This window comes from Streptomyces sp. SCA2-17, from assembly GCF_044336695.1.
The window spans coordinates 3,781,350-3,806,676 of record NZ_CP117521.1 but is presented as its reverse complement, the minus strand read 5'-3'; the positions used below and the strand labels follow the sequence as shown (position 1 = coordinate 3,806,676).

At 71.5% G+C, this 25,327-nt stretch carries 23 protein-coding genes, 1 tRNA gene and 1 pseudogene; 8 read left to right on the top strand and 17 right to left on the bottom strand.

What is annotated here, in order from left to right; genetic code table 11:
• Nucleotides 1-76: 76 nt before the first annotated feature.
• Both PS271_RS17220 and PS271_RS17215 read left to right on the top strand, forming a co-directional pair.
• Nucleotides 77-1,420 carry a PspC domain-containing protein gene (locus PS271_RS17220; protein ID WP_398382729.1) on the top strand — a complete coding sequence of 448 codons (1,344 nt, stop codon included), beginning with the start codon at nt 77-79 and terminating at the stop codon, nt 1,418-1,420.
• The gene (locus PS271_RS17215) at nt 1,407-1,601 is read left to right on the top strand and encodes a hypothetical protein (protein ID WP_398382728.1); all 195 of its coding nucleotides are present in this window, start codon (nt 1,407-1,409) and stop codon (nt 1,599-1,601) included. The genes PS271_RS17220 and PS271_RS17215 overlap by 14 nt, the downstream gene beginning before the upstream one ends.
• 188 nt (nt 1,602-1,789) lie before the next feature.
• Here PS271_RS17215 and PS271_RS17210 read toward each other — a convergent pair.
• From PS271_RS17210 to guaA, 6 genes and pseudogenes are all read right to left on the bottom strand, one after another.
• Nucleotides 1,790-2,239, bottom strand: a pseudogene (locus PS271_RS17210) (DoxX family protein); the annotation flags it as partial.
• A gap of 153 nt (nt 2,240-2,392) precedes the next feature.
• The gene (locus PS271_RS17205; RefSeq protein ID WP_398382727.1) at nt 2,393-3,418 is read right to left on the bottom strand and encodes a L,D-transpeptidase; all 1,026 of its coding nucleotides are present in this window, start codon (nt 3,416-3,418) and stop codon (nt 2,393-2,395) included.
• A 174-nt stretch (nt 3,419-3,592) separates the two neighbouring features.
• Entirely contained in the window at nt 3,593-4,450 is an 858-nt protein-coding gene (locus PS271_RS17200; RefSeq protein ID WP_398382726.1) for a class II aldolase/adducin family protein, read from the bottom strand.
• Between the two features lie 39 nt (nt 4,451-4,489).
• Complete coding sequence (locus tag PS271_RS17195; RefSeq protein ID WP_398382725.1) at nt 4,490-5,413, bottom strand: alpha/beta fold hydrolase; 924 nt, start codon at nt 5,411-5,413, stop codon at nt 4,490-4,492.
• Nucleotides 5,414-5,533: 120 nt separating this feature from the next.
• Nucleotides 5,534-6,145 carry a Uma2 family endonuclease gene (locus tag PS271_RS17190; protein ID WP_398382724.1) on the bottom strand — a complete coding sequence of 204 codons (612 nt, stop codon included), beginning with the start codon at nt 6,143-6,145 and terminating at the stop codon, nt 5,534-5,536.
• Nucleotides 6,146-6,276: 131 nt separating this feature from the next.
• On the bottom strand, nt 6,277-7,878 hold the full coding sequence (gene guaA / locus PS271_RS17185) for a glutamine-hydrolyzing GMP synthase (RefSeq protein WP_398382723.1): 1,602 nt from the start codon (nt 7,876-7,878) through the stop codon (nt 6,277-6,279).
• 364 nt (nt 7,879-8,242) lie between these two features.
• Between guaA and PS271_RS17180 the strand changes: the two genes are divergently transcribed.
• Nucleotides 8,243-8,533 (top strand): chorismate mutase, encoded by a 291-nt coding sequence (locus PS271_RS17180; protein ID WP_398386897.1) that lies wholly within the window; start codon nt 8,243-8,245, stop codon nt 8,531-8,533.
• A 661-nt stretch (nt 8,534-9,194) separates the two neighbouring features.
• Here PS271_RS17180 and PS271_RS17175 read toward each other — a convergent pair.
• The 5 genes from PS271_RS17175 to PS271_RS17155 all read right to left on the bottom strand — a co-directional run bounded on the left by PS271_RS17175 (nt 9,195) and on the right by PS271_RS17155 (nt 17,370).
• Entirely contained in the window at nt 9,195-11,051 is a 1,857-nt protein-coding gene (locus tag PS271_RS17175) for a GMC family oxidoreductase N-terminal domain-containing protein (RefSeq protein WP_398382722.1), read from the bottom strand.
• A gap of 73 nt (nt 11,052-11,124) precedes the next feature.
• Nucleotides 11,125-12,771, bottom strand: a complete 1,647-nt coding sequence (locus tag PS271_RS17170; RefSeq protein WP_398382721.1) for a succinic semialdehyde dehydrogenase — start codon at nt 12,769-12,771, stop codon at nt 11,125-11,127.
• A 99-nt stretch (nt 12,772-12,870) separates the two neighbouring features.
• Nucleotides 12,871-14,571, bottom strand: coding sequence for a serine/threonine-protein kinase (locus PS271_RS17165; RefSeq protein ID WP_398382720.1), 1,701 nt, complete (start codon nt 14,569-14,571; stop codon nt 12,871-12,873).
• Nucleotides 14,572-14,664: 93 nt separating this feature from the next.
• The gene (locus PS271_RS17160; protein ID WP_398382719.1) at nt 14,665-16,272 is read right to left on the bottom strand and encodes a serine/threonine-protein kinase; all 1,608 of its coding nucleotides are present in this window, start codon (nt 16,270-16,272) and stop codon (nt 14,665-14,667) included.
• A gap of 108 nt (nt 16,273-16,380) precedes the next feature.
• A complete protein-coding gene (locus PS271_RS17155) occupies nt 16,381-17,370 on the bottom strand; it encodes a PLL family lectin (RefSeq protein WP_398382718.1) in 990 nt (329 codons plus the stop codon).
• 214 nt (nt 17,371-17,584) lie between these two features.
• On the opposite strand from PS271_RS17155, the gene PS271_RS17150 reads away from it, so the two are divergent.
• Complete coding sequence (locus PS271_RS17150; protein ID WP_398382717.1) at nt 17,585-18,373, top strand: MerR family transcriptional regulator; 789 nt, start codon at nt 17,585-17,587, stop codon at nt 18,371-18,373.
• Entirely contained in the window at nt 18,370-18,540 is a 171-nt protein-coding gene (locus PS271_RS17145) for a hypothetical protein (protein ID WP_398382716.1), read from the top strand. The genes PS271_RS17150 and PS271_RS17145 overlap by 4 nt, the downstream gene beginning before the upstream one ends.
• Here the strand turns inward: PS271_RS17145 and PS271_RS17140 are convergent.
• The 5 genes from PS271_RS17140 to PS271_RS17120 all read right to left on the bottom strand — a co-directional run bounded on the left by PS271_RS17140 (nt 18,524) and on the right by PS271_RS17120 (nt 22,244).
• Nucleotides 18,524-19,774 (bottom strand): lanthionine synthetase C family protein, encoded by a 1,251-nt coding sequence (locus PS271_RS17140; RefSeq protein ID WP_398382715.1) that lies wholly within the window; start codon nt 19,772-19,774, stop codon nt 18,524-18,526. The genes PS271_RS17145 and PS271_RS17140 overlap by 17 nt on opposite strands.
• Nucleotides 19,775-21,319, bottom strand: coding sequence for a class III lanthionine synthetase LanKC N-terminal domain-containing protein (locus tag PS271_RS17135; protein WP_398382714.1), 1,545 nt, complete (start codon nt 21,317-21,319; stop codon nt 19,775-19,777). It abuts the gene before it with no gap.
• Nucleotides 21,320-21,402: 83 nt separating this feature from the next.
• Nucleotides 21,403-21,609, bottom strand: coding sequence for a class III lanthipeptide (locus PS271_RS17130; protein ID WP_398382713.1), 207 nt, complete (start codon nt 21,607-21,609; stop codon nt 21,403-21,405).
• 96 nt (nt 21,610-21,705) lie between these two features.
• A complete protein-coding gene (locus PS271_RS17125) occupies nt 21,706-21,912 on the bottom strand; it encodes a DUF6255 family natural product biosynthesis protein (RefSeq protein WP_398382712.1) in 207 nt (68 codons plus the stop codon).
• Nucleotides 21,900-22,244: a hypothetical protein gene (locus PS271_RS17120; RefSeq protein WP_398382711.1), complete on the bottom strand. Its 345-nt coding sequence runs from the start codon at nt 22,242-22,244 to the stop codon at nt 21,900-21,902. The genes PS271_RS17125 and PS271_RS17120 overlap by 13 nt, the downstream gene beginning before the upstream one ends.
• Before the next feature lie 161 nt (nt 22,245-22,405).
• Between PS271_RS17120 and PS271_RS17115 the strand changes: the two genes are divergently transcribed.
• The 3 genes from PS271_RS17115 (at nt 22,406) to PS271_RS17105 (ending at nt 23,904) form a co-directional block, all read left to right on the top strand.
• On the top strand, nt 22,406-23,275 hold the full coding sequence (locus tag PS271_RS17115; RefSeq protein ID WP_398382710.1) for a helix-turn-helix domain-containing protein: 870 nt from the start codon (nt 22,406-22,408) through the stop codon (nt 23,273-23,275).
• On the top strand, nt 23,272-23,517 hold the full coding sequence (locus PS271_RS17110) for a DUF397 domain-containing protein (protein WP_398382709.1): 246 nt from the start codon (nt 23,272-23,274) through the stop codon (nt 23,515-23,517). Before PS271_RS17115 ends, PS271_RS17110 begins: the two co-directional genes overlap by 4 nt.
• Before the next feature lie 314 nt (nt 23,518-23,831).
• A tRNA-Arg gene (locus PS271_RS17105) sits at nt 23,832-23,904 on the top strand.
• 43 nt (nt 23,905-23,947) lie between these two features.
• Here the strand turns inward: PS271_RS17105 and PS271_RS17100 are convergent.
• Nucleotides 23,948-25,174 (bottom strand): serine hydrolase domain-containing protein, encoded by a 1,227-nt coding sequence (locus tag PS271_RS17100; protein WP_398382708.1) that lies wholly within the window; start codon nt 25,172-25,174, stop codon nt 23,948-23,950.
• Between the last annotated feature and the right edge of the window lie 153 nt (nt 25,175-25,327).

Genomic DNA, 25,327 nt, shown 5'->3' with positions numbered 1-25,327 from the left:
CTCAGGGGCGATCTCAGGGAACGGCCAGGGTTGCAGGGTGTGCCGCAAGCCCGTTCCGGTTGACACCATGTTCTTTATGACCGACACACCCACCCCCCAGGACGCGCATCAGGCGGGTCCGGTTCACGGTGATCCGCAGGACGCCCGGCCGCCGCTGCGGCGCAGCCGTGAGCAGAAGGTGGTCTCCGGCGTGTGCGGCGGCCTCGGCCGCTTCTTCGACGTCGACCCCGTGATCTTCCGGGTGGTGCTCGGTGTGCTGGCGGTCTCCGGCGGCCTGGGCCTGATCCTCTACGGCTTCGCCTGGCTGCTGATCCCCCTGGAGGGCGAGGAGGAGAACGAGGCCCGGCGGATGCTCTCGGGCCGCGTCGAGGGCCCGGCGCTGACGGCGGTGCTGTGCGCGCTGGTGGGCTGCGGGCTGTTCCTGTCGATGCTCAACAACAGCGCGGTGATGTCCTTCGCGCTGATGCTGACGGCCGCGATGGCCGGCGCGGCCTACTGGTCGTACCACCGCCACGAGCCCGGCGGCGAGGCCGCGGTGTCCGCGGCCCAGAAGGTGCACAAGGTGCAGAAGACGGCGGCGCCCCCGCCCGAGACCAAGGCGCCGCCCGCGCCGGGCGGCCCCTCCTGGTGGCGCGACCCGATCATCAAGGACGGCACGACGGGCCCGATAGGCGCCGGCACCGGCTATCTGTGGGGCCCGGACGACGGCCCGCAGGCCGAGGCGGAGCGGGCCCCGTTCAGGCTCCGTCCCGCGCGCGCCGGCGCCCCGCCCGGGGGCACCCCCCTCGGCGGCACGCCGCTCGGCGGCTGGACGTTCCTGGCCGCCGTCGTCGCCCTCGCGCTCGGCACCGGCCTCACCTGGCGCCACCACCCGCTCGGCACCTGCCTGGAGGTCGGCCTGGCCTGTGCCCTGGCCGTCTTCGGCCTCGGCATGACCGTCAGCTCCCGCTACGGCCGCACCGGCGGCGGCACGGTCGTCGCGGCCGTCCTGACCGCCCTGCTGCTGGCGGGCGCGGCGGGCCTGCCGAAGTCGGTCTCCACCCGGTGGACGCACTCCACCTGGCGCCCGGAGACCGTGGCCGCCGTCCGCGACGAGTACCGCGTGGGCAGCGGGGTGGGCGAGCTCGACCTCACCGGCCTGCCGTGGCAGCGGGGCGGCACGGTCGCCACCCGCGCGGAGGTGGGCGCGGGCCGGCTCAAGCTGATCGTTCCGGACGATGTCACGGCCCGGATCACGATGGACGTCGGCGTGGGCGACATCCGCCTCCCCGGCGAGGCGCGCGACGACGTCGACGTCCGCCCGGAGCAGAAGGAACGCGTGACGCTGGAGCCGCGGTCCGGGAAGCCCTCCCGCGGCACTCTCGATATCCGGCTCAAGGTCGGTATCGGCCGAGTGGAGGTGGACCGTGCGTCGTCATGACTTCGAGCCGGGGAAGCTGGTGATCGGGCTCGTCCTGCTGGTGTGCGCGGGCGCGTACCTGGCGGCGGCCCACGGAGATCTTCACTTCCCTTCGTATGCGCTGCTGCCCGTGCTGGTGGCGGGGTTCTGCCTCGCGGGCGTGGTGTCGTTCGTGGCCTTCGCGATACGGCGCCGGCGGTAGCCTCCACCGCCTGCACGTCCGCCGCGGGCTTATTTCTTGGTGCGACGGGGCGCCTTGGCGGGTGACTTGGCGGGGGCCTTGGCATGCGCCTTGGCCGGCGACCTGCCGCCCGACCGGGCAGCCGCCTTGACCGACGGCTTGCGCGGCCGCCTGCCGGCCGGCCTGCGCGCCGGCGCCCTGAGCGGGCCCGCGTCCACCGACCAGACGGGCGCGCCCGCCACCACCAGCGGCAGCCACGCCATCAGGTAGATCAGGTCGTTGCCGTAGTAGTACGGCGTGGTCTGCCAGCTGACGGTCAACCAGAGGCTGAGGGAGATGAGCGCGCCGCCCGCCGCGGCGACGCGCGCGAATATCCCGAAGAGGGTGCCTATGCCCACCGCGAACTCGCCGAGGCCCATCGCATAGCCGAAGCCCTCGGGGTCCTTCAGGGCCAGGTCGACCAGATCCGGCACGGCGGACGTGCCGCGGACCGTACGCATCAGCTCGCCGATCGAGCCGGGCCCGGTGTCCGCCAGGAAGCCGGAGTCCGTCAGCTTGTCGAGGCCCGCGTAGATGAACGTGACGCCGAGGAAGACGCGCAGCGGCAGCAGTGCGTACCGCGCGCTCTCCCCCTGCTTTCCGCGCCCGATGAATGCCATGGCGTCCGCCGCCTCTCCATTCCGCCTTGTCCGTCCTGGCCCTCATCCGGAATCCGGAATCCGAACCAGTGGTCCTCCGAACCATACGGACGGAAGGCGGAATGCGTTCACCCCTGTGGATAACCTTCCCGCGGACGAGCCCCGGCACCGCGGTCAGGCGCCGGTGCGGATCCCCAGCGCGCTGCCCTCCAGCCACTCCTCCCAGCTGAGGTTCCAGTCGCCGTAGCCGTTGCCGAAACGGTCCATCGGCTTCGGCTTGGTGCTGCCGGTGACCTGCACGACGTCTCCCTTGAGGCTCAGCCCGTACAGCCACTTCGCGTCGGCCGTCGACATGCCGATGCACCCGTGGCTGACGTTCTCCTTGCCGAACGACTCGGCGTTGTCGGGCGCGGCGTGCACGTACTCGCCGCTGACCGTCTCGCGCATGCTGTATTCGTACGACCCGTAGAAACCGTCGGGGTGGTTGCGCGGGATGCCGATGGAGAGCGAGTCCATGACGACCTTGCCCTCCTTGGCGAGGATCGTCTTGATCCCCTCCCGGGTGCCGAAGCCCTTGCTCTCGTCGCCGCCGCTGACCGGGATGGTGCGCAGCGTCTCGCCGTTGCGCACGACGGTCAGCTTGCGGGTCTTGAGGTCGACGGTGTTCACCATCGAGTCGCCGATGGTGAAGGAGACCGTGCGGTCGCCGGCGGCGGCCGTGCCTTCGGCGAGCTGCACGCCGGACAGGCGGGCGTCGAGGGTCACTTTGGTGCCCGCGGGCCAGAACTTCTCGGGCCGGAAGTGGACGCGGGTGTCACCCTTGGTCTCGTTCCAGTGCCAGGCGCCGGGGACCTTCGGCGAGGTGGAGACCTTCAGGCGGCCCTCGATGCCGGCGCGCAGCTTCTCGGAGACCTTCTGCTGCTTGAAGACGATCGCGATGGGCTGGCCGACGCCGACCTTCTCGCCGTCGGCGGGGGCGATCTCGGGCCGGACGACCTTGGCGGCTCCCTTGAGCAGCGCGGCCTCGGGGGCGGGCTGCTCCGTGACGGGCGCGGGGCTCGGCGGGGCGGTGGCGGGCGAGGACGGCGCGGAGGACTTCGCGGGCCGCTGCTCGGCCTCGGCTCCGCCACCGCACGCCGTGACGGCCAGGCCGGTCAGGGCGAGGGCGGCGGTCAGCCCGGCGGCACGGGTGGGGCGCATGGTTCTCCTACCGGTTCACGACACGACGGAGCCGAGGCGCGGCCGCCTCGGCTCCCCACCATCGTAAACAAGGTAAAGGAAAAGCAAAAACCCCCGGAAGAACGAGCCACCCCCGCCGAACGGCGGGGGTGGACGAGCCCCGGGCCGGGGGCCCCGCGGTGGTCCCGGCGGCCCTCAGCCCAGCAGCTCCGGCTCACTCCGCGTGATCTGCTGGTACAGCGGCTGGTAGTTGATCCACGCCGCCAGGTCGTTGCCGAGCTGGCCCCGCGTGTGCCGGGCACTGGCCTGGTCGATCAGGACGGGCTTCCCGGCCGCCTTCGCCGCGAGCTGCACCTGGCAGGAGCGCTCCATGGTGATGAACCACCACGCCGCCGCGTCCACCGTTTCCCCCACGGTCAGCAGCCCGTGGTTGCGCAGGACGACCGCCTTGTGCGGCCCGAGCGCCGTGGCGATCCGGCGCCCCTCCTCCTCGTCCACCACGACACCCGTGTAGTCGTCGAAGAGGGCGTGGTCCTCGTAGAAGGCGCACACGTCCTGCGTGATCGGCTCCAGCAGCTCCCCCAGCGCGGACAGCGCGCGCCCGTACGTGGAGTGGCTGTGCGCGGCGGCCACGACGTCCGGCCGCGCGCGGTGGATCTGCGAATGGATCGCGAACGCCGCCTGGTTGACGTGGTAGCGGCCCTCGACGACCTGCCCCTTGTGGTTCACGAGGATCAGGTCGCTCACGGTGATGTGCTTGAACGACATCCCGAACGGGTTGACCCAGAAGTGATCCGTGAACTCCGGGTCGCGCGCGGTGATGTGCCCCGCGACGCCCTCCTCGAAGCCGAACCGGCCGAACAGCCGCAGCGCCGCCGCGAGCCGCTCCTTGCGGTGACGCCGCTCCTCCTCGGGGGTGTCGTGCTTGGGCGGCATCGCGAAGTGCAGTTGATCAGTGGGTACGGGTACGGGTACGGCTACGGGGGCGGGCGCGGCTGCGGGTACGGCCGGGACTGTGGCTGCGGGCTCCTGCCCGGACGGCGTTTGCGACACGATCGGCACTCCTCTGCTCCGTTCGGTACGGAACGGAAGCTACCGCCGGGTACCCGCGGAGAACAGGCCCTCCGCAGCCGCCGCGTGCTCCAGGATCGCCTCGGCCAGCGGCCCGAGGCACTCCCGCGGCAGGGCGTGCCCCATGCCCGGCATCGCCACCGTGCGGGCGTTGCCGATCACTTGGGCGATGTGGCGGGGGTGGGGCGGCGGGAAGACGGGCTCGGCGGAGGCGTCGGTCACCAGCGTGGGGACGGTGTTGCGCGCCAGCTCCTCCGTACGGTCCATGTCGGAGTGATCGGCGCGGCCGTGAGCGGTGGAGACGTCGTAGCGCCCCGCGTGCTCGATGATCCGCCGCTCGCGCTCCCGCATCTCGTCGGCGTGGAAGGGCAGTTCCTCGCCGCTGAGCAGCCGCCAGTGCTCCACGCGCCGGTCCAGCTCGGCCTCCAGGCCGTGATCCTCTACGGGCCGGGCCCACATCTCCAGGACGCGCGGGTCGATGGGAGGCAGGTCGGCGGCGGCGGTCTCCGCGCCCCCGGCCTCGACGAGCGGCTTCCCGCTCAGCGCGCAGGTCCCGATGAGGGTGGCGCTGAGGATGCGGTCGGGGTGATCGGCGAGCAGCAGCTGCGCCAGCATGCCGCCGAGCGACAGCCCGACGATGTGGGCCCGCTCGACGCCGTGGGCGTCCAGGACGGCGAGGGCGTCCTCCGCGAGGTCGTTGATCCGGTAGGGCTGCTCGTCGAACGACCAGGTGGAGCGGCCGGCGTCGCGGTGGTCGTAGCGGATGACGCGGTGGCGCGCGGCGAGAGCGTCGGCGAACTCCTCGGGCCAGGCCATGCCGGAGGCTTGCGCGCCCATGATCAGGAGCAAGGGCGTGGCGTCGTCGGCTGCGCCGCGCTCGTCGGTCCACAGGTGGACGCCGGGGGCGACGGTGACGGTGCGGGTACGGGTGGGGATTCGGGGCATGGTGGATTCCTCCTGGGTTCGTACGCGGGGCGCGCACCTCAGGACTGAAACGATACGTCTCGTCTCGCCCTCGCGCCAGGGCTGCCGCCCTCCTCGCAGGAGGTCGGCAGAGTCGCAGGCTTACGCGCGACGGGGGCGACGCTGGTTGACGATGGTGAGATCGATGTCGATATCGAACGGGACCGACAACTTCAGCCGACCATGGAAGATCCCGCTCGGAACATACGAGCGGGTCGCCGGATCGAGCTCGTAGACGTAAACGACCGGAAGCTTCTCGTTCTCCTCCACGCGCCAGAAGTGCGGGATGCCTGCGGCTGCGTACTTACGAGGCTTAACCTCGCGATCACGTTCGAGAGAGTCTTCGGAGACGACCTCGACCGCGAGAATGACATCCTCCGGCTTGAGCCAGGTGCCCTTCGGGCCCGTGTCCGCACCAGTCGGCGCCACCAGGAGGTCTGGATCCGGGCGGTTTCGCTTGTCCAGCCTGACGGTGAACTCCCGGAAGACATCAAGCTCGTCCGGCGCCTGCTCCAGGAGAAGGTTCTCCAGCAGCCGCATGGCCCGGAAATGAAACTCGGTCTGCGGACTCACGAAGACGAGACTCCCGTCAATCAGCTCGGTGTGCCGCGGCAAGTCCGGGAGCCGGTCGAGGTCATCTGCTGTCCAGCCACCGGGCGGGGGAACCGGGTAGTGGTACTGCTCGTCCAGCTCGAACTCGGGTGCGGCGCTCATGATTGCTCCCATGGGACGGAGTCTCGCCTGTACGGCCAGCGTACCCACGCCAAACGCCGATGCCGCCGCCCAAACGAATGGACGACGGCACCGGCGTTCGATCAGAGGATCCGATCAGCGGAGGGGGAGGACTACTCCCACTCGATCGTCCCCGGCGGCTTGCTCGTGATGTCCAGGACCACGCGGTTGACCTCGTCCACCTCGTTCGTGATGCGGGTCGAGATGCGCGACAGCACGTCGTACGGCAGACGCGACCAGTCGGCCGTCATGGCGTCCTCGGACGAGACCGGGCGGAGCACGATCGGGTGGCCGTAGGTGCGGCCGTCGCCCTGGACGCCGACGCTGCGGACGTCCGCGAGGAGGACGACCGGGCACTGCCAGATCTCACGGTCCAGACCGGCCGCGGAGAGCTCCTCGCGGGCGATGGCGTCGGCCTCGCGCAGCAGGTCGAGGCGCTCCTTGGTCACCTCGCCGACGATGCGGATGCCGAGGCCCGGGCCCGGGAAGGGCTGGCGCTGGACGATCTCGTCGGGCAGGCCGAGCTCCTGGCCGACCATGCGGACCTCGTCCTTGAAGAGCTGGCGGAGCGGCTCGACGAGCTCGAACTCCAGGTCCTCGGGGAGGCCGCCCACGTTGTGGTGGGACTTGATGTTGGCGGTGCCGGTGCCGCCGCCGGACTCGACCACGTCGGGGTAGAGCGTGCCCTGGACCAGGAAGGCGACGTCCTCGCCGCCCGCGCCGGCCTCGGCCACGATCTCGGCCTGGGCCTGCTCGAAGACGCGGATGAACTCCCGGCCGATGATCTTGCGCTTGGTCTCCGGGTCGGAGACGCCCGCGAGGGCGCTCAGGAAGCGCTCCTGCGCGTCGACGACCTTGAGCTGGACGCCCGTCGCGGCGACGAAGTCCTTCTCGACCTGCTCGGTCTCGCCCTTGCGCATCAGGCCGTGGTCGACGTAGACGCAGGTGAGCTGGTCGCCGATGGCCTTCTGGACGAGGGCCGCGGCGACAGCGGAGTCCACGCCGCCGGACAGGCCGCAGATGGCGCGCTTGCTGCCGACCTGCTCGCGGATCGCGGCGACCTGCTCCTCGATCACATTGCCCGTGGTCCACGTGGGCTCGATGCCCGCGCCGCGGTACAGGAAGTGCTCCAGGACCTGCTGGCCGTGCGTCGAGTGCATGACCTCCGGGTGGTACTGGACGCCGTAGAGCTTCTGCGCGTCGTTCTCGAAGGCGGCGACGGGCACGACGTCCGTGGACGCGGTGACCGTGAAGCCCTCGGGGGCGGCCGAGCAGGCGTCGCCGTGCGACATCCACACCGACTGCTCCGCCGGCGTGCCCTCGAAGAGCGTCGAGCCGGTCTTGGAGACGTGCAGCGGCGTACGGCCGTACTCGCGCGCGCCGGTGTTGTCGACCGTGCCGCCGAGGGTCGCCGCCATCAGCTGGAAGCCGTAGCACATGCCGAAGACCGGGACACCGGCCTCGAACAGGCCGCGGGCGTCGTCGAGGCGGGGAGCGCCCTCCTCGTAGACCGACGAGGGACCGCCGGACAGGATGATCGCCTTCGGGTTCTTCGCGAGCATCTCCGCCACCGGCATGGTGGACGGGACGATCTCGCTGTAGACCCGCGCCTCGCGGACGCGGCGGGCGATGAGCTGGGCGTACTGCGCGCCGAAGTCGACAACGAGCACCGGCTCCGCGGTGTTGTCGTGGGCGGCGGGGGGTGCTGCTGACACGGGAGCGGCCTTCCGGCGGTGGAGGAGGGGTCTGTATTTGTCGATTCTACCGGGGCGCGGGTGCTTCCTTTTGTCTCACCATCCGAAAGCACACCGGACCACGTTGGCCCCCGGGCCGTCCGCGGGCCATACTGTCCCCCATGCGCAAGCACCAGACCTTCGTCTTTACCTATGGCATCCGGCCCGTCCGGCTGCCATGGTCGTGCTGCTTGAGCAACTGACAAGCGACTTCCACAGGCGCCCCGGGCCGACAAGGCCCGGGGCGCCTGTCGCTTTTCCCGGGCCGTGCCGCTCCGGGGGGCCACCGCCCCTTTTTGGAGGATCAGACATGAGCGCCGGCATCAGCACTGTGAGCAGCAGCACCATGAGCCCCCGCCCCGCCCCCGCCGAGACCGGCGCCCGCACCGACGCGGCCGCCGGCGTGATCACCGGTGCCCGGCAGCGGATCGACGATCTCGACGGCAGGATCATCGGGCTCATCCAGGAACGGATGGCCGTCTCGGCCGTGATCCAGCAGGAGCGCATCGCCTCCGGGGGGCGCCGGGTGAACCTCTCCCGCGAGATGGAGATCATCGGCCACTACAGCGACCAGCTCGGCAAGCCCGGCACCACGCTCGCCATGACGCTGCTGGAGCTGTGCCGCGGCCGCGTCTGACGACGACCTTCACGGAGCCGCAGGCGCCCCTGCACAGACGCCTCTCAGGCGCCCTGTACCGGCGCCTCTGTACAGGCGCCGCATGCGGGTTCGGAGGACCGGGCCGTCACGTCACCCGGACGGCGCGTGACCGTACGGCGCCCCGCTTCGTTGAGCCGGGTGCCCGCGCCATCCAGGAGCGGCCCACCTGAAATCCACGCGTGGCTTCCGCCCCTGTTCACCTGGGCGCCCGGCACCGACAGGGCGGATCCACCGGAGTGTGAGACGTGCGAGTGCGCGCGTCGTGGGACCTCACTCCGGTGCACGGCGACCGGTCAGCAGGGGACAGCAGCCCGGTTGCCACCAAGGACGGTCGGTTCCGGGGACGCCTGGAACCGACCGTATCCGGTCGAAACGGTTGCGCCGAGTCCGGCCCATCCCGCACGATGCCAGGAGAGCACCAACCTCCTGGTCCCGTACCGCCATTGGTCGAACCAGTGAGGCCCGTACGCCCCGCACCACCCGCGCACGACCCATGACCCGCGGCGCTCCCCCCGGCGCCGCTCCGCGGCACCGACCCTGCCCTGACCTCGGTGCCGGCAGTCAAGGGCCCCGAGGCCGCCCGCACGCCCCCGCGGAGGCGGCCCGGGGCCCTTCGCCGTGAGCCGCGCCCCTCAGGCCCTCAAGAAGACCCGCACCCGCGCCCGTTCGGCCGCCCCTCCGGCGGGAGCACCGGCAGCAGCCTCAGCAATGGCCGCCCCTCCGGCGCCGGCTGCACCGACGACACCTCCGGCGCCGCCTTCAACTTCAGTTCCCCGTACGCCCCTTCCGGCACGGCCGGCCGTACGGGCGCGACCGCCTCGATCCGTTCGTACGTCTGTCCCTGCTCCGGCCGCGGGTCGGGCTCGCCCTTGTTCGGCCAGAAGGACATGGCCCGTTCCGCCTGGGCCGTGATGGTGAGCGACGGATTGACGCCGAGGTTCGCGGAGACGGCCGCGCCGTCCACGACCGAGATGCCGGGGTGCCCGTACAGCCGGTGGTACGGGTCGATGACGCCCTGCGCGGCGTCCGCGCCGATCGGGCAGCCGCCGAGGAAGTGCGCGGTCAGCGGGGTGCCCATCAGCTCGCCCACATTGCTGCCGGGGAAGCCGTTGATCTCCTCGGCGATGATGTCCGCGGCCATCGCCGCCGCGGGGATCTGCTTCGGGTTGGGCGCCCCGTGGCCCTGCCGCGCGGTCAGCAGGCCCTTGCCGGGGCCGCGGCTCCGGCGGTACGTGGTCAGGGAGTTGTCGAGCGACTGCATCACGAGCCCGATGATCGTCCGCTCGGACCAGCGCCGGTTGGAGAGCGACCGCAGCAGCTGCACCGGGTGCCGTACGCAGCGCGCCGCCCACGCGACGGCCCGCGGCGACCGCGTCCCCACCGGCACTTGGAGGACGGACATCAAGCCCATCGCGTTCGACCCCTTGCCGTAGCGGACGGGCTCGATGTGCGTGTGGTCGTCCAGATAGGCGGAGGAGGTGATGGCGACGCCCCGCGTGAAGTCCGGCCGGGCCCCGCCGTGCGCGGTGCCGTAGCGGCGGTCGTCGGTCTGCGCGCCCACCAGGGCCTCGGAGTTCGTCCGGGTCAGCCGGCCCAGCCCGGACGGGATGCGGGGCAGCAGGCCCTTGTCCTTCATGGTGTGCAGCAGCGTCTGGGTGCCGTACGTGCCGGCGGCGATCACGACCCGCTCCGCGCGCAGGACCCGCGGCCGGGCGGCCCCGGAGCCGCGCCGCTTGTCGGTCGGGACGGTCACGACGCGGTAGCCGCCCTCCCGGTGCTCGGTCACCGCGACGACGGTGGTCATGGGGTGGACGACGGCGCCCGCCCGCTCGGCCAGGTACAGGTAGTTCTCGTTGAGGGTGTTCTTCGCGCCGTGCCGGCAGCCGGTCATGCACTCGCCGCACTCGGTGCAGGCCCGGCGGGCGGGGCCGGCGCCGCCGAAGTAGGGGTCGGCGGTCTCCTCGCCGGGCCGGGCCCGGTGCGTGCCGTCGGCGTCCTCGCCGTCCCCGAAGAACACCCCGACCGGGGCCTTGCGGAAGGTCTCCCCCACGCCCAGCCGCTCGGCCGCCGCCTTCAGGTGGATGTCGGAGGGCGTCGTCGTGGGGTTGAGGCGGACACCGAGCATGCGGCTCGCCTGGTCGTAGTACGGCCGCAGCTCCTCCTCCCAGTCGGTGATGCCGGACCACTGCCGGTCCTGGAAGAACGCCTTCGGCGGCACGTAGAGGGTGTTGGCGTAGTTGAGCGAGCCGCCGCCGACGCCGGCGCCCGCGAGGACCATGACGTTGCCGAGGAGGTGGATGCGCTGGATGCCGTAGAGGCCGAGTGCGGGCGCCCACAGGTAGTTGCGCAGGTCCCACGAGCTCCTGGGCAGGTTGTCGCGGGTGAAGCGGCGGCCCGCCTCCAGGACGCCCACGCGGTAGCCCTTCTCGGTCAGGCGCAGCGCGGAGACCGCGCCGCCGAAGCCCGAGCCGACGACGATCACGTCGTAGTCGAACACTGCCTCTCCGTTCCTCCGTGTCGTACGTGAACGTGAACGCGAACGTGAACGCGTGTTGCGCGGCAGGGGGCCGTCAGCGCAGGCGCAGCGTCTTCAGCAGCCGCAGGCCCCGGGTCATGATCTCCGCGTACTTGGCGTCGTCCAGCCCGAAGGCCGGGCCGAGCGGTACGACGCGCTGGTGGGCGACCGTCTGGGCCTCGGTGTACTTGAGGATGCCCTCGGAGCCGTGGCGGCGGCCCAGCCCCGACTCGCCCATGCCGCCCATGGGGGCCTGCGCGCTGCCGTACGCGGCCGCGTAAGCCTCGTTGACGTTGACGGTGCCGGTGCGCAGCCGCGCCGCGATCGCGCGGCCGCGCCGCCCGTCGGCGGTCCACACGCTCGCGTTGAGCCCGTACGGGGTGGCGTTGGCGAGGGCGACGGCTTCGTCCTCGTCCCGGAAGCGGTAGACGGAGACGACGGGCCCGAAGGTCTCCTCGGCGCACACGGCCATGGACGGCTTGACGCCGTCGAGGATCGTCGGCTCGTAGAAGAACGGGCCGACGTCGGGCCGCGGGCGGCCGCCCGCGAGGACGGTGGCGCCCTGCGCGACGGCGTCGTCGACGTGCCGGGTCACCGCGTCCAGCTGGCGCTGTGAGGCGAGGGAGCCCATGTCGGCGCCGTAGGCGAGGCCCGTGCCGAGCCGCAGGGCCTTGGCGCGGGCGGTGAAGCGCTCCAGGAACGCGTCGGCGACGGACTCGTGCACGTACAGCCGCTCGATGGAGATGCACAGCTGTCCCGCGGACGAGAAGCAGCCGCGGACGGCGCCCGCGGCGGCCTTCTCGACGTCGGCGTCGTGGAGGACGAGCATGGCGTTCTTGCCGCCGAGTTCGAGCGAGGAGCCGATCAGGCGGGCCGCGGCGCCCTGGGCGACCTCGCGGCCGGTGCGCGTGGAGCCGGTGAAGGAGACGTAGTCGGCGTGCGCGACGAGCGCCGGGCCGATGACCGGGCCGTCGCCGATCACGACCTGCCAGACCTCCTCCGGCAGCCCCGCCTCGACCAGCAGCTCGCGCGCCCACAGGGCGGTCAGGGCCGTCCCGGTGTCGGGCTTCATCACGACGGCGTTGCCGGCCACGAAGGCGGGCAGGGCGTCCCCCACGGACAGTTCCAGCGGGTAGTTCCAGGGGGCGATCTGGCCGACGACGCCGCGCGGGTGGCGCAGCTCGGTGACCTTGGTGAGGACGGGGAGCACGCCCGCGTGGCCCTTCGGCCGCAGATAGGCGGGCCCCCTGCGCCCGTAGTGGCGGGCGCCGACGGCCACGGCCTGCACTTCCTCGTGGGCGTGCAGGCGGGCCTTGCCGGTCTCCGCCTGGATGAGGTCGAGGACCTCGGACTGCCGCCCGAGCAGCAGGTCGTGGAAGCGCAGCAGGACGGCGGCGCGCTCGGCCACGGGCACGGCCGCCCACTGCTGCTGCGCCTCGCGGGCGCGCGCGAAGGCGGTGGCCACGTCGTCCGGGGAGGACTCGGGCAGTTCGGCGAGCCGCAGCCCGGTGAGGGGCGTGCGGCTGCCGGTGGTGCCGGAGCCTACGACGGGGCGGGTGAGGCGGGCGGCGAGGGCGGGAGTGACGACGTCGGCGGGGGTGCGACTGCCGGGCGGGGCTACGGGGTTGCCGCCGGCGGGCGGGTGCGCCGCCGCCGCGGGCGCCGGTGCTGCTACGGGTGCGGTGTGTGCCGAGTCCGTCATACGAGGGAGCGTATGACGGACCCGTACCGCTTGAATACCCGTGGGTAATTACTGATCGCGGATCTTCAGTACGTACTGAACTTGCTGAACTTACTGAACCTACTGATCCTGGATCTTCAAGTACTTGAGGGCATCCTCGAAGAGCTTGTCGCCGTCCTTGCGCAACCGGCCCTTCTCGGGCATCCGGACTTCCATCAGCCAGAGCGCGGTCTTGGCGTCGTTGACGATGATCTTGCTGCGGATGGCGCTCCGGGGACCGTCCTCATCGGAACCGGGCCTGTAGGTGGTGAGCACCTCCGCCGCCTGCATTCCCTGGACGGCGGCGGACTTGGAGACGGTCGCCTTGGCGTCCTTGAGCTTGTACGAAGGGTCGACCGTGTAGTAGTCGGCGAGCCGCTTGGCCTCGGCGTCGACGGTGCCGATGTCCTTCGGCTCCCGGTCCAGGACGTTCTTCTTGCGCTGTTCGAGGGTGTCCCGGTCCAGGGAGATGGAGAAGACCCCGCTGGGGTCCCTGAAGGTCACCCAGCTTTTGTCGACGTCGAAACCCTTCACGTAGTCCTCGGGCACCGCCATCGACGCCCGTACGATCTCCGGCTCGTCCCGCACCTTCCAGTGCAGCGGGACGGCCGGCCCGACCGCGAACGGGTTGACGATCAGCAGCGTGGTGGCCGTCGCCACGGCCACCACGCCCGCGCCGAGCCCCCACTGCGCCTTGCGGTTGCCGTGCAGGACGGGCGGGACCCACTTGCTGCCGGTGCTGCCGGCGGCCGGCACGCGCGACGCGCTGAACGCGGACTGCTGCGCCGGTACGGGGCGGGCGACCGCCTCCAGCGTGCGGCGGATCTCGGCCGCGGAGGGGCGGGCCGCCGGGTCCTTGCTGAGCATCCGCAGGACGAGCCCGCCGAGCAGGCCGGCGCCGCGCGACGGCGCCGGCGGCTCCGCCGACAGGATGGCCTGCATGGTGGCCTGGGCGTTGGAGCGGCGGAACGGTGAGACGCCCTCGACCGCCGCGTACAGCACGACGCCGAGCGACCACAGGTCGGACTCGGGGCCGGGGTGCCGGCCCAGGACGCGCCCGGGCGCGACGTACTCGGGCGAGCCGACGAACGCGCCCGTCTCCGTGAGGCCCTGCTCGCCCTCGATCCGGGCGATGCCGAAGTCGGTGAGGACGATGCGGTCGCCGTGGCCGAGGAGCACGTTGTCCGGCTTGACGTCGCGGTGCAGCACGCCGGCCTCGTGGGCGGCGCCGAGCGCGTCGAGGACGGCCAGGCCGATGCGGGCGGCCTCGCGCGGGTCCAGGGTGCCGTCGTTCAGCCGGTCGCCCAGCGAGTGGCCGCGGACGAGTTCCATGACGATCCAGGGGCGCCCCTCCTCGACCACGACGTCGTGGACGGCGACGACCGAGGGGTGGGAGACGCGGGCCGCGGCGCGGGCCTCGCGCTGCATGCGCTGGTGGACGTTCTCCCGCACGGACGCGGGGAGGTGGTCCGGTACGCGCGGCTCCTTGACGGCGACGTCGCGGTCGACGACCTCGTCGTGGGCCTTCCAGACGGTACCCATGCCGCCGTGGCCGAGGCGGGAGATCAGCCGGTAGCGGTTGCCGATGCGGCGGCCGGCGCCGGGATCGGCGGGGGCGGGGGCGCTGTACGGGCTCGGTGCTGCCGCCGGAGCCGCAGGAGCCGCCGGAGCCGTGGCGACCGCCCGGTTCGGTGGCTGAAGGTCGTAGCTGGTGGGCTCGGCTGCTCTGGTGGGCTCGCCGGCGCTGCCGGGCCGGTGCGGCCGTCCCCCGTCGTTCGTCATGGCCCCATCATTACCAAGGGGGCGCGGGGAGGCGCACCTTGACGGAGCAAACTATCCCCATACGGGCTTACAGAATCAAGCGAACCAACCGCACTAAGGACTGGATACCGTCCTGATCCGCACGAACGTCTCCAGGGCGACGTCGAAGTGCCGTTTCGTCCGTGCCGCCTTCGCCTCCGGGCCCGCGACCCACACCTCGTACATCTTGCCGCCCTCGTCCCAGCAGGAGTCGTACGTCCGCACCGCACCGCCGGCCCCGCCCGCGCCGACTTCGGGGCCGTCCCAGGTGAACTCCCAGGAGGCGGCCGGGTATCCCTTGCGGGTGGTCTCGCGGACGGTGGCGGCGCGGTAGCCGGGATAGCGCTGGGGGGCCGCGGCGGCGGAGGCGCGCAGGGCGGCCGCGGCGCCGCCGGGCTGCGCGTCCTGGATGACGACGGCGAGGCGGGTCTGCCGGTCCGGCGCGTAGTAGAAGACGCGCGGGGGCTCGAAGGAGCGGGTGAAGCCGTCCGGCACGGCGAGCGCGAACCCGGCCGGGTCCTGCACCGCGTGATAGCCCTCCGGGGCCCGTACGGGAGCGCTGGCCGGGGGCTCGCGGGTGACGGGCGGGCCGGGCGAGCGGCCGAGGGTCCCGCTGGACACCTGCGCGGGGCGGCCGCCGGTGTCGTCCGTGCCGCGCTCGGCCAGCAGGACGGCGAGCCCGGCCCCGACCCCGGCGAGGGTGACGACGGCGACGGCGGCCATGAGGACGGTGCGGCTGCGGGGGCTGTACGGGGATCCGCCCGGCGGGTACGGACCCCGGTACCGGCCGAGGCCCCCTCCCGGGCCGCCGCCCCCGCCGCCGCCGTCCCCGTCCGCCCGTCCGGACGACAGGTAGCCCCGTAACCGCCGCTCCGCTTCGTCGGCGCCCATCCGCCGCGCGGGATCGCGCTCCAGCAGCCCTTGGACGACGGGCAGGAGGGGCGCCGCGGCGGCGGGCGGGCGTATCTCGTCGTGGACGACGGCGTGCAGGATGCCGCCCAGCGAGTCGCGGTGGAACGGGGTCACCCCGCTGAGCGCCGCGCACATCAGCACCCCCAGGGACCACAGGTCGGACGCGGGCCCGGCGGAACCGCCCGACATGCGCTCCGGCGCGGTGTACTCCGGCGAGCCGACGAACGCGCCCGTCTCGGTGAGCGTCGTCGCCCCGCGGACCTGGGCGACACCGAAGTCGGTCAGCACGACGCGGCCCGTCGCCGTCTCCAGGAGGACGTTCGGTGGCTTGATGTCGCGGTGCAGGACGCCGCGGGCGTGCGCGGCGCGCAGGGCGGAGAGCAGGGCGATCGCGATCCGCGCGGTCTCGCGCGGGCCCACGGGCCCCTCCGCGGCGAGCAGTTCGGACAGGGCGCGCCCGTCCACGAGTTCCATCACGATCCAGGGGCGCCCGTCCTGCACGACGATGTCGTGGAGCGCGACGACGTTGGGATGACTGATGAGCGCGGCCGCACGCGCCTCGCGGAGCGTGCGGTCGCAGTCGGACAGGCCTGCGGGACACGTGCTGTCGCCGCCCTCACCGCCGTCCATGTGCAGCTCTTTGACGGCGACTTGGCGCTCCAGCAGCTCGTCGGTGGCACGCCATACCGTGCCCATGCCGCCGCGCCCTATCCGCCCGGACAGGCGGTACCGGCCGGCGATCAGACCATCGTGCGCAGCGAAGGTCCCCATAGGCCCATCTTGCCCCACACCTCCCCGCCCCACGGCTGCCCGCGGGGTCCGGTTCCGGCCAGCTGGGCGGAGCAGGTGAGCCGCGGACGGCATGGGGTCTCGGTCCCGTCAGCCTCTCAGCAGTCCGTCGAACTGCGCCCAGTTCGACCAGGGCCCGCCGAGGCCGGTCTGCCAGCGGTGATAGACGTATCCGCCGCTGTTCACGCCGAACAGCTCGATGCGGCCGTCGGCGTTCGTCTCCGCGGCGACCTGACTCAGCGCTCCGTCGAACTGCGCCCAGGGAGACCAGTTGCCGCCGATGGTGGTCTGGAAGCGGTGGTAGATCGCGTCCCCGCTGTTGGTGCCGAAGATCTCCAGGCGGCCGTCGGCGTTACGCGCCACGGCGATCGACGTCAGAGCGCCGTCGAACTGCTCCCAGTTCGACCACGAGCCACCGGGGGACGTCTGCCAGCGGTGATAGATGCCCCCGCCGCTGTTGACGCCGAACAGCTCGATACGGCCGTCCGCGTTCGTCTCGGCGGCGACCTGCGTCAGGCCGCCGTCGAACTGGGCCCAGCCGGACCAGGCGCCGCCGAGGGCGGTCTGCCAGCGGTGGTAGATGTTGCCGGCGGCGTTGGTGCCGAAGATCTCCAGGCGGCCGTCCGCGTTGCGGGCGGCGGCGATCGACGTCAGAGCGCCGTCGAACTGCTCCCAGTTCGACCAGGAGCCACCGGGGGACGTCTGCCAGCGGTGATAGATGCCCCCGCCGCCGTTCACCCCGAACAGCTCGACGCGGCCGTCCGCGTTCGTCTCCGCGGCGACGGCCCGCAGCGCTCCGTCGAACTGCGCCCAGGGCGACCAGTTGCCGCCGATGGCGGCCTGGAAGCGGTGGTAGATCGCGTCCCCGCTGTTGGTGCCGAAGAACTCCAGCCGTCCGTCGGCGTTCCGGGCGGCGGCGATGGACGACCCGAAGACGGCCGCGGTCGCCCTGGTCCCGGCCCGGGCCCCGGCATCCGCCGGCGCGGGGTCGGCGGCGGCGACTCCGGGAGCGGCGGCGGCCATCGCCACGACGGCGAGGGAGGCGACCAGCCGGCCGATGCGTCTGTGCCTCTTCCTCATGTTCCTTATGTTCTTCAGGTTCCTCAGGTTCCTCATGCAACTGCCTTCCTACGAAGGAACGTGCTGCGGTCCGTGCAGGAGCTGAAGCAGAGAGCGGGGCGCACCCTACTGCGCGGGAGTGCCGAAGGACAGCGTCGGGCAGGAGGGGGCGGCCCGTACGGGGTCCTACGGCTCGGCTTGAACCTCACGTCGCGTGAGGAGGCATGGTTGCCTGATGAACGCTTCCGGCACCTGGAAAGTGGGCGCCCTCGCCGAGGCGAGCGGCCTCACCGTGCGCACGCTGCACCACTGGGACACCATCGGTCTGCTCAGCCCCTCCCGGCGCACGCCGGGAGGGCACCGGGAGTACACCGAGGACGACCTCGTCCGCCTCTACCAGGTGCTCGCCCTGCGGAGCCTCGGGCTCGGCCTGGAGACGATCGCCACCTGCCTGGACAGCGGCGTGGGCAGCGGCGGTGGCGTCGATCCTGCCCGCCTCGTACGGGATCACCTGGCCGGTGTGGAGGCCGCCCTCACCGCGCTCACGTCCCTGCGGGAGCGCCTCCGGCGGATGGACGCCGAGTTGTCGGCCGGCCGCGCGCCCACGGCCACCGCGCTGCTCGACGCCCTGCGCGCCACCGGCGCCACCGCCCCGGACCGCGCGCACGTCCTCCGGGACCGCCTCGACGCCGGCCGGCTCCGGCTCCTCCAGGACAGCGCCGGCGCGGTGGGCCCCGCCGCGCACTACCTCCTGGAGGTCGAGTGGCCCGAGCTGTACCGCCGGGCCGACCGGCTCCGTACGGCCGGGGTCCCTCCCACGGATCCGCGGGTGCGGCGGCTGGCGGCCCGCATGGACGAACTGAGCGCCCTCTTCTCCGGCGGCGACACCGCCACGTCGGCGGCCGTACGGGACGCCTGGCACGACGACCCGCACGCCATGTCCGGCGAGCCGCCCGCCACGACCGAGGGCTGGGGCGACCTGGCCGACTACCTGGACCGTGCCCGAGAAGGAACCTCCCGATGACCCGCCACCTGAGCACCGCCCTGACCCCGTCGTCCTACCCGACGCTCCTCACCCTGCCGGCCCTCGCCGCCTTGGCAGTGGCCGACCTGGCCCCCTGGAGCGTCCTGTTCTCCGTAGCGGTCGCTCTGGCCGTGCTCACCTTCGTGAGGGTCAAGCGGGGTCGTTGAACCGGATCGTGTCGGCGTCGGAGTCGGAGTCGGTATCGGAGTCGGCGTCGGCGTCGGCGTCGGGCAGACCGTCGTCCAAGAACGCCATCCCGCCCGGGCGCAGCAGCCGGGTGAAGTACAGGCCCACCCCGGCCGCGCCGGTCGCGTAGTCCGCCGAGATCCGGCTGAGTGCGCGCCCGGGGTACGCGATTCCCTCCGGACGTTCGATGCGGAACATCAGCATCGTCTCGGCAATGTCGAATGCTTGGTGAAGGTAGCCTCGTTCGGCAGTGCTCCGGAACATGTCCAGCTGGAATTCCCCGAGGCCGGCCATTCCCTCGAAGAGGTTCGGCAGCAGGGCGTAGGTGAGGTAGGCGTCCTCCGCGATGCGGCACGCCAGGGCCAGGTAGCGCTCGTCACCGAGCATCCGGTGGAACCGGATCAGTACGCTGCCGATCCCGGCGCTTCCGTAGATCAGGTACGGATACCGCACCATGTCGTTCTCGAATCGGCCCCACTGCACGCCCACTTCGGTGTCGGTCCAGTTCGCCAAATCGAATTCCAGGCCCCGGACGGCAGCGGAACGGAAGTCGTCCCGGCCGGTCACCAGGGACAGCCGCAGCAGGAACAGCGCGATGCCGCTCGCCCCGTAGCCCAGTCCGTAATGCACTCTCCCTTCGGCCCGGTACGGCCAGCAGCAGGTGCCGCCCCGCCGCTCCGCCGTCGCCAGCAGGTGCTCGCCGGCACGCACCGCCGCGTCCAGGTGCATCTGGTCGCCGGTCCGGGCATGGAACCGCAGGCTCACCGTCCCCCAGCCGGCCGCCCCCAGGAACAGGCCCGGTTCCGCTTCGAGCAAGGGGGAGCGGTACAGCAGCGCCAGGGCGTCCAGGGCTTCCTCGGCCAGGCCGATCCGCCAGAAGGTCTCGGCGATGCCCGCCAGCCCGAGGAACAGCCCGGGCGGATACGACTCCACGTCCAGCGGCCGGTTCCGTATCCAGGCCCGGATGTCCTCCGGCAGCCCCGCGGCGCGTTCCGCGGTGGGCAGGGAGGTGGGGAGGGTGTGCAGGAACAGTGCCGGGCCGCAGGCGCCGTAGGCCACGTTCAACGGGTTGGTGGCGAAGACCAGGAAATGGGCGGGCCAGAGCCGGTCGGAGCGCTCCCGGTCGGCGGTGCCCAGCAGGTACCGGGCGATGCCCTCCGCGGTGTCCGCCACCTCCGCCCGCAGCCGGGCCAGTACCGCCACCGCCGCGCTCACTCAGGGGCTCCAGCCGGTCAGGATGTCCGTGGCTTCCGCCGCCGCGCCCCGGCGCAGGCAGTCGATCACGGATTTCACCTCCGCCGGCACGCCCAGCGCAACGAACCGGTCCAGGAACGCCCTGTCCGCCTCCGGGTGCAGCGCGAAGAGGGCGGTGGCCGGCACGATGCAGCCGTAGAGGACCATTCCGGCGGCGTACCAGTCGTCCTTCCGCTCCAGGCGACCACCGGGGGAGGTCCGTTCCGGGCGCATGAAGCCCGGCGTACCCCAGTGGGCCGCATAGGCGGCCGGCTCGCCCTCGCCGCCCTCCCGGATCGCGCTCTCGAAATCGATGAACCACATCCGCTGCGTGTCGGGGTCGATCAGGATGTTCTGCGGCGAGAGGTCCCCGAGCAGGACTCCCCGTTCGTGGACCGCGGCCACCATGCCGATGAGCGTTGCCGCCACGCGCCGGAACACCGGCAGGAACCGTTCCAGCCGGCCGGGTCGCCGGATGTACGGGGCGAGGATGATCTCCTCGCGCGCCCAGAAGTCGTGGAACCCGATGGCGTCCACCCGTTCCTCGGCCAGGAAGGTGTGCTCCCACTCCCGGAACAGCTCGACCGGCCGCGGCACGAAGGGCAGCCCGTCCAGTCGGCGCATCATCTCGTACTCGTGGCACAGCAGGCGCGGCGCGTCCCACCACTCCCCGTCGACCGCCCAGCAGTTGGTGCCGGGACGGGCCTCCTTGACCACCACGGGCCGCCCGGTTCCGGTGTCCAGGCCGTGGTAGACCCCGCCGGCGTTGGAGAAGACCATGGCGCCTTCGATCAGGTAGCGCCCGTTGAGCAAGGCGCTGCCGGTTTCCTCGTCGCTGCGGCGGTGACCGGCGTCATCGTCACCGTCGTCGAACGGGTCGCGGACCCATGACGGCAGCGTGAAGTACGGCGTACGGTCGTCGGCTACGGGTTCGCCACTGGGCGACAGGATGTACGTGCTCTGCGTGCCGTCGGCATGAAGCTCGTACGACGGGCGGAAGCCGCCGTAGCGGTAGAACAGCACCTTGCTGTCCCGGTAGCGGCGGTCGGAGAGGATGTACGGCCCTGCCACCGGCCGGTCTTTCGTCCGCTTGTGCAGCTCGTCCAGCAGGCGGAGGAACGTCCCCATGTCCGGTGGGTACAAGGTCATGAACTTGCCGGAGCTCCCCCGCGCTTGGAGCTTGGAGTTGAGCAGATCCAGCAGGGCCGGATCCCCTGCGATCTTGAAGGCGACCCGTTCCCTGACACACACGGGCACGACGAGCTCCAGCAGGAGCGGGGCGCATGCGGTGGTGGCGGAAACGTGAATCTTGAATCCCTGGGCGACCCCGGCCGGGGCCCCGGAAGCATCCGGGGGCGGTGGCAGCGCGTGCAGCCATACGTCGCCGCGTTCAAGATGCCAGGAATCCGGCAGGCGTTCACGCAGAAGGGAGCGGTACTCGTCGGTCAGGGGGTGGCGATCCGGGACCTCATAGAATTCCGGGTGAGCGAAGTAGTAGAGGTACCCGGCGGCGGCGGAACGGTTCATGGCACCTGCCGATGACCTAGCACGCCGAGGCCGCGTGAGGGCCCCGGCGCGTCCGGCGTCTGATCGCGTTCATCGGGCCGCCGCTATCGCTGCATCGTCCGACAGCCCACGCTCAAGGCGCTGCACCCAATACTGATGGTGCTCCCGTACCCCGCGGCAGCAACGTCATCGGCCGCTCCGGGCGTGAGCTTCTGCAATTCCAGTACGTCGTTCACGGCCTTCGCCGCCCGGTCCAGGTGGTCCCTGAGCTGGTCCAGCCCCGGGCCACCCGTAGCTGGGGTGTCGCCCATGGCCCTCGCCTCCTACATCCGCGGAACAGTGACCCCTCTTTCAGGCAAACACCGCCCCTTGCACTGCGCCAGCGGAGGGACGACCCCGAAAGCGGGTCACAGCCCCCACCAGGCCCTGCGCGCGGCGGCGGAACGGTCCGCCGCGAGGGCGGTGCGGCGGGGCGGGGTGGCCGCGTCCGGGAGGCCCGGCGGCCGGAGGGCCCCGTAATCCGTGAAGCGGACGGTTCCGCAGTCGCGGCAGCGGGCCTCGCCCCGGGTCCGAGCCGCCCAGCCGCCGCGGTGCGTGCACCTCAGCACGGCCATCCGCCCGCCATGTGCGCCATGCGCCAGTGGCGGCGCTGGACGACAAGGGCCTCCCCCGTCTTGACGTGATCGTCCCCCGCGGCGGCCGCGTGATACGCGGCCTCCAACTGCACGCACTCCTCACACCCGTACGACGGCCGCGAACCGGTCGGCCACAGCCCGGCGGCCTCCCGGTCTTCCCGGGTCGCGAGCCTGAGCGAGGCGAACGGCGCCTCCCACTCGGCCCCGCCCCCGGGCCGCCGCAACGTCAGGCGGCTACCCCGCTCCCCGATCACCTGCGCGATCCGTCCCTCACGCGTGTCCACCACGAACGCGCCGATCCTGTAGGTCATTGCCCCACGCCTTCCCGAGCTCCCTCTGTGACAGCGAAAACGATGCGCTCGCTAACAGTTCCACGCAACCTTGCTCGAGATGATTAGCCCGAGTGAGTGAACGAGGCTCCGCCCCACGGCAGTTAGGGTCGGTAGAGTCGCTGCTCAGGGGAGGTGATCGCATGGCCGATGCAACGCCCACGTTGCTACGCCGACGACTTGGCACGATCTTGAAGACCATGCGCATGAGGGCCGGGCTGAACCTCACGGATGCAGCCAAACTGCTGGGCCTCTACGGCGCCCCGTCGCTGAGCAAAATCGAGAACGGCAAGCAGCGCCCGGACCTGGAAAAGTTCTTCACTGTCTACGGAGTTGACGACGCCGACCGCATCGCAGAGACGCGAGAGATCGCAAAGCTCGCCAGCAGCAGTCGGCAGCATGCCCTTTACACCCAGTACCGGGACGTGATCCGCTCTCCGTTCGCCGACTTCATGGAACTGGAGGAGATCGCCACCCGCACCGACGCCTACGCCGCGCTTGTCATGCCTGGGCTGTTGCAAACAGTGGACTACGCCCACGCGGTCATCGAGGGCAGCAGCGTATGGAAGACAACACGTGAGGTGCGAGCCTTCGCCGAGTTGCGCATGAAGCGTCAAGGCATCCTCGTTCACAACGACGAAGCAGGCCGGCCTCCACTCGTGCTGAGATGCGTACTTGACGAGGCTTGCCTGAGGCGGGAGGTCGGCGGCCCCGGAGTCCTCCGAGGGCAGCTTGAGCATCTCCTCACCGTATCGATACAGCCGAATATTGAGCTGCAGGTTCTCCCGTTCGCGGCAGGGGCGCACACTGGAATCAACGGCGCCTACACGGTCTTCAACTTCAATGTCGGCGAGCCAGTGGTCGCCGTCGAACCCCTCGCGAGGTCCATCTACTTCGAGGAAGACGCTCACGTCGTGCGCTACGCCATCGCGTTCGAGCACTTGCAGGCCCAGGCGCTGGACGCGGAGATGTCCCGCGACTTCATCCGCAGGATCGCCAAGGAGACTCGGTGAGGTTCAGGAAGAGCACCTACAGCGCGGCGGCTGAGGACTGCGTGGAGATCGCCCTCCCGGAGGGCATACGCGCCCCCGCCCCGATACTCATACGCGACTCAAAGCGGCCCGGAGGGCCGACCATCCGCGTTGCCGCCGAGCCGTATCGTTCCTTCACCCGCGCCGTGAGACGGGACGCCCTCAGAACGAGGCACGGCGAAGGCCGAAACGGTCGCGCGCGGCAGGCTCGGCCGATCCCGTAGGGACGGCCCCCTTCCGTCCCGGCCAAAGCAAGCGGCCCTCGCCACGGCGGCTACCGTGGTCGAGGACCAACCGCAAGTAGACGGTTCCGGTCGTCAGCCCTCAGGTGTTCGGAGGACTGGCGGCCACCGTCCAGCGGCTTTCGCCGGTCATCGCAGCTGCGAGCCGTTCGCGGTGACGCCCCACGGCGGGGCGATCGAGGGACCCGGGGTCCGCCACCGCACTGTCACACACGGTGGCGGTAAAAAGCACCCCGCCCCGTCGGGTAATATTGTTCCCGCAACGCCGACGGGTGATCACCATCCCCGGACGCCGAGCGCTCGTAGCTTAACGGATAGAGCACTTGACTACGGATCAAGAGGTTGCAGGTTCGAATCCTGCCGAGCGCACACTTCCCTGAAAGGGCCGGACGCCGGAGCGTCCGGCCCTTTCTCATTCCTTCGGGGCCGCGAAGGCCGCCTTCGCTATCCCCAGGACGTACGGCAGCTCGCTCGACCCCGGTGGGTTGTTGTAGTTGAGCGAGTACACCACGCGCCGCGAGAGATCGCGTTTCGCGAAGACCCCGTTGACGTAGCCCGGCAGTGATCCCGTCTTGCCCCAGACGACCGTGCCGTCCGGCAGCTCGGTGCGCATGAGGCCGATGCGGCTGAAGCAGGCCGTGCCTCGGCCGGCGGGGTCGGTGAGGCTCGCGCAGTGGTGGTTGCCGGGGGCGTTGGGGACGGCCGGGAGGTCGAAGATGTGCTGCTGCTGGGAGGGCGGGAGGAGCCGCCCGCGCATGAGCTCCGTGAGGAAGCGGTCCAGGTCGGCCGCGGTGGAGATCATGCCGGCCTCCGCCCAGGCGTACGGGCTCTGCTCGGTCACGTCGACGAGCGAACCGTCCACCGTGCGGTAGCCGTGGGCATGCGGCTCCGGGAGGGAGACGTCGGCCGCCGCCGGAACGTAGGTGTGGCGCAGCCCCAGGGGGCGGGTGATGCGGTTGCGGACCTCGTCCGCGTACGGGTGGCCGGTGACGCGTTCGATGATCATGCCGGCCACGTACGAGTTGATGCCGTTGTACTGCTGGGCCGTGCCCGCGGGGAAGGCCGGGGCCTTTCCGTCGGGCACGGCGGCCTTGACGATCTCCGTGGGGGTCCACGAGCGGAGGCGGTTCTCGGCGAACCACTGGTTGGAGCCGTCCCCGTAGGTCAGCGCCGAGGGGCCCGGCAGCCCGCTGGTGTGGTTGAGGAGCTGGCCCACCCGGACGTCCTGGAAGGCGTCGGGGAGCAGGCCCGGTACGTAGCGCCGGGCGGGCGCCTCCAGGTCGACCCGGTGCTCGGCGGCGAGCTGGAGCATCACCGTGCCGGTGAAGAGCTTGGTGATGCTGCCGATACGGAAGGAGGAGCCCGAGCGGACGGAGGCGCCGGTGACCTTGTCGGCCGCGCCGGACGTGCCCCACCAGTGGCCGCCGGGGCCGGCGACGCGGACCAGGGCGCCGCTCACGTCCGCGTTCGGGAAGCCGGCGATCGACTGCTCCAACGCCTTCTTGTCCGGCCGCGGCGCTGCGGCAGCGCCGGCGGCAGTGGCCGTCCCCGCGGCGAGCGCGGCGGCCAGGACCACCGCCAGCCGGGCGCGGGCGGGGATACCGCGGCCGGGGGCCTTCTGCCTCTTCAGTTGCTCCATGGCCCCGAGTCTTCCGAACCAAGATCATCACCACATCGGGCATCACCCTGGTACGCCCCTTACACTGCCCCGATCCCGCTCCAGGGGTTGTCCCGGACACGAGCCGGGGGGCGGAGGCGCGGAAGCGTGGAGGACGGATTCCGTCCTACATCC

What these genes read in the sequence shown, in the direction of transcription:
- PS271_RS17220 (WP_398382729.1), top strand. Translation starts at nt 77, where the DNA reads ATGACCGACACACCCACCCCCCAGGACGCGCATCAGGCGGGTCCGGTT.
- PS271_RS17205 (WP_398382727.1), bottom strand. Translation starts at nt 3,418, where the DNA reads ATGCGCCCCACCCGTGCCGCCGGGCTGACCGCCGCCCTCGCCCTGACC.
- PS271_RS17195 (WP_398382725.1), bottom strand. Translation starts at nt 5,413, where the DNA reads ATGCCCCGAATCCCCACCCGTACCCGCACCGTCACCGTCGCCCCCGGC.
- PS271_RS17190 (WP_398382724.1), bottom strand. Translation starts at nt 6,145, where the DNA reads ATGAGCGCCGCACCCGAGTTCGAGCTGGACGAGCAGTACCACTACCCG.
- PS271_RS17180 (WP_398386897.1), top strand. Translation starts at nt 8,243, where the DNA reads ATGAGCCCCCGCCCCGCCCCCGCCGAGACCGGCGCCCGCACCGACGCG.
- PS271_RS17170 (WP_398382721.1), bottom strand. Translation starts at nt 12,771, where the DNA reads ATGACGGACTCGGCACACACCGCACCCGTAGCAGCACCGGCGCCCGCG.
- PS271_RS17165 (WP_398382720.1), bottom strand. Translation starts at nt 14,571, where the DNA reads ATGACGAACGACGGGGGACGGCCGCACCGGCCCGGCAGCGCCGGCGAG.
- PS271_RS17160 (WP_398382719.1), bottom strand. Translation starts at nt 16,272, where the DNA reads ATGGGGACCTTCGCTGCGCACGATGGTCTGATCGCCGGCCGGTACCGC.
- PS271_RS17155 (WP_398382718.1), bottom strand. Translation starts at nt 17,370, where the DNA reads ATGAGGAAGAGGCACAGACGCATCGGCCGGCTGGTCGCCTCCCTCGCC.
- PS271_RS17150 (WP_398382717.1), top strand. Translation starts at nt 17,585, where the DNA reads ATGAACGCTTCCGGCACCTGGAAAGTGGGCGCCCTCGCCGAGGCGAGC.
- PS271_RS17145 (WP_398382716.1), top strand. Translation starts at nt 18,370, where the DNA reads ATGACCCGCCACCTGAGCACCGCCCTGACCCCGTCGTCCTACCCGACG.
- PS271_RS17135 (WP_398382714.1), bottom strand. Translation starts at nt 21,319, where the DNA reads ATGAACCGTTCCGCCGCCGCCGGGTACCTCTACTACTTCGCTCACCCG.
- PS271_RS17130 (WP_398382713.1), bottom strand. Translation starts at nt 21,609, where the DNA reads ATGGGCGACACCCCAGCTACGGGTGGCCCGGGGCTGGACCAGCTCAGG.
- PS271_RS17125 (WP_398382712.1), bottom strand. Translation starts at nt 21,912, where the DNA reads ATGGCCGTGCTGAGGTGCACGCACCGCGGCGGCTGGGCGGCTCGGACC.
- PS271_RS17120 (WP_398382711.1), bottom strand. Translation starts at nt 22,244, where the DNA reads ATGACCTACAGGATCGGCGCGTTCGTGGTGGACACGCGTGAGGGACGG.
- PS271_RS17115 (WP_398382710.1), top strand. Translation starts at nt 22,406, where the DNA reads ATGGCCGATGCAACGCCCACGTTGCTACGCCGACGACTTGGCACGATC.
- PS271_RS17100 (WP_398382708.1), bottom strand. Translation starts at nt 25,174, where the DNA reads ATGGAGCAACTGAAGAGGCAGAAGGCCCCCGGCCGCGGTATCCCCGCC.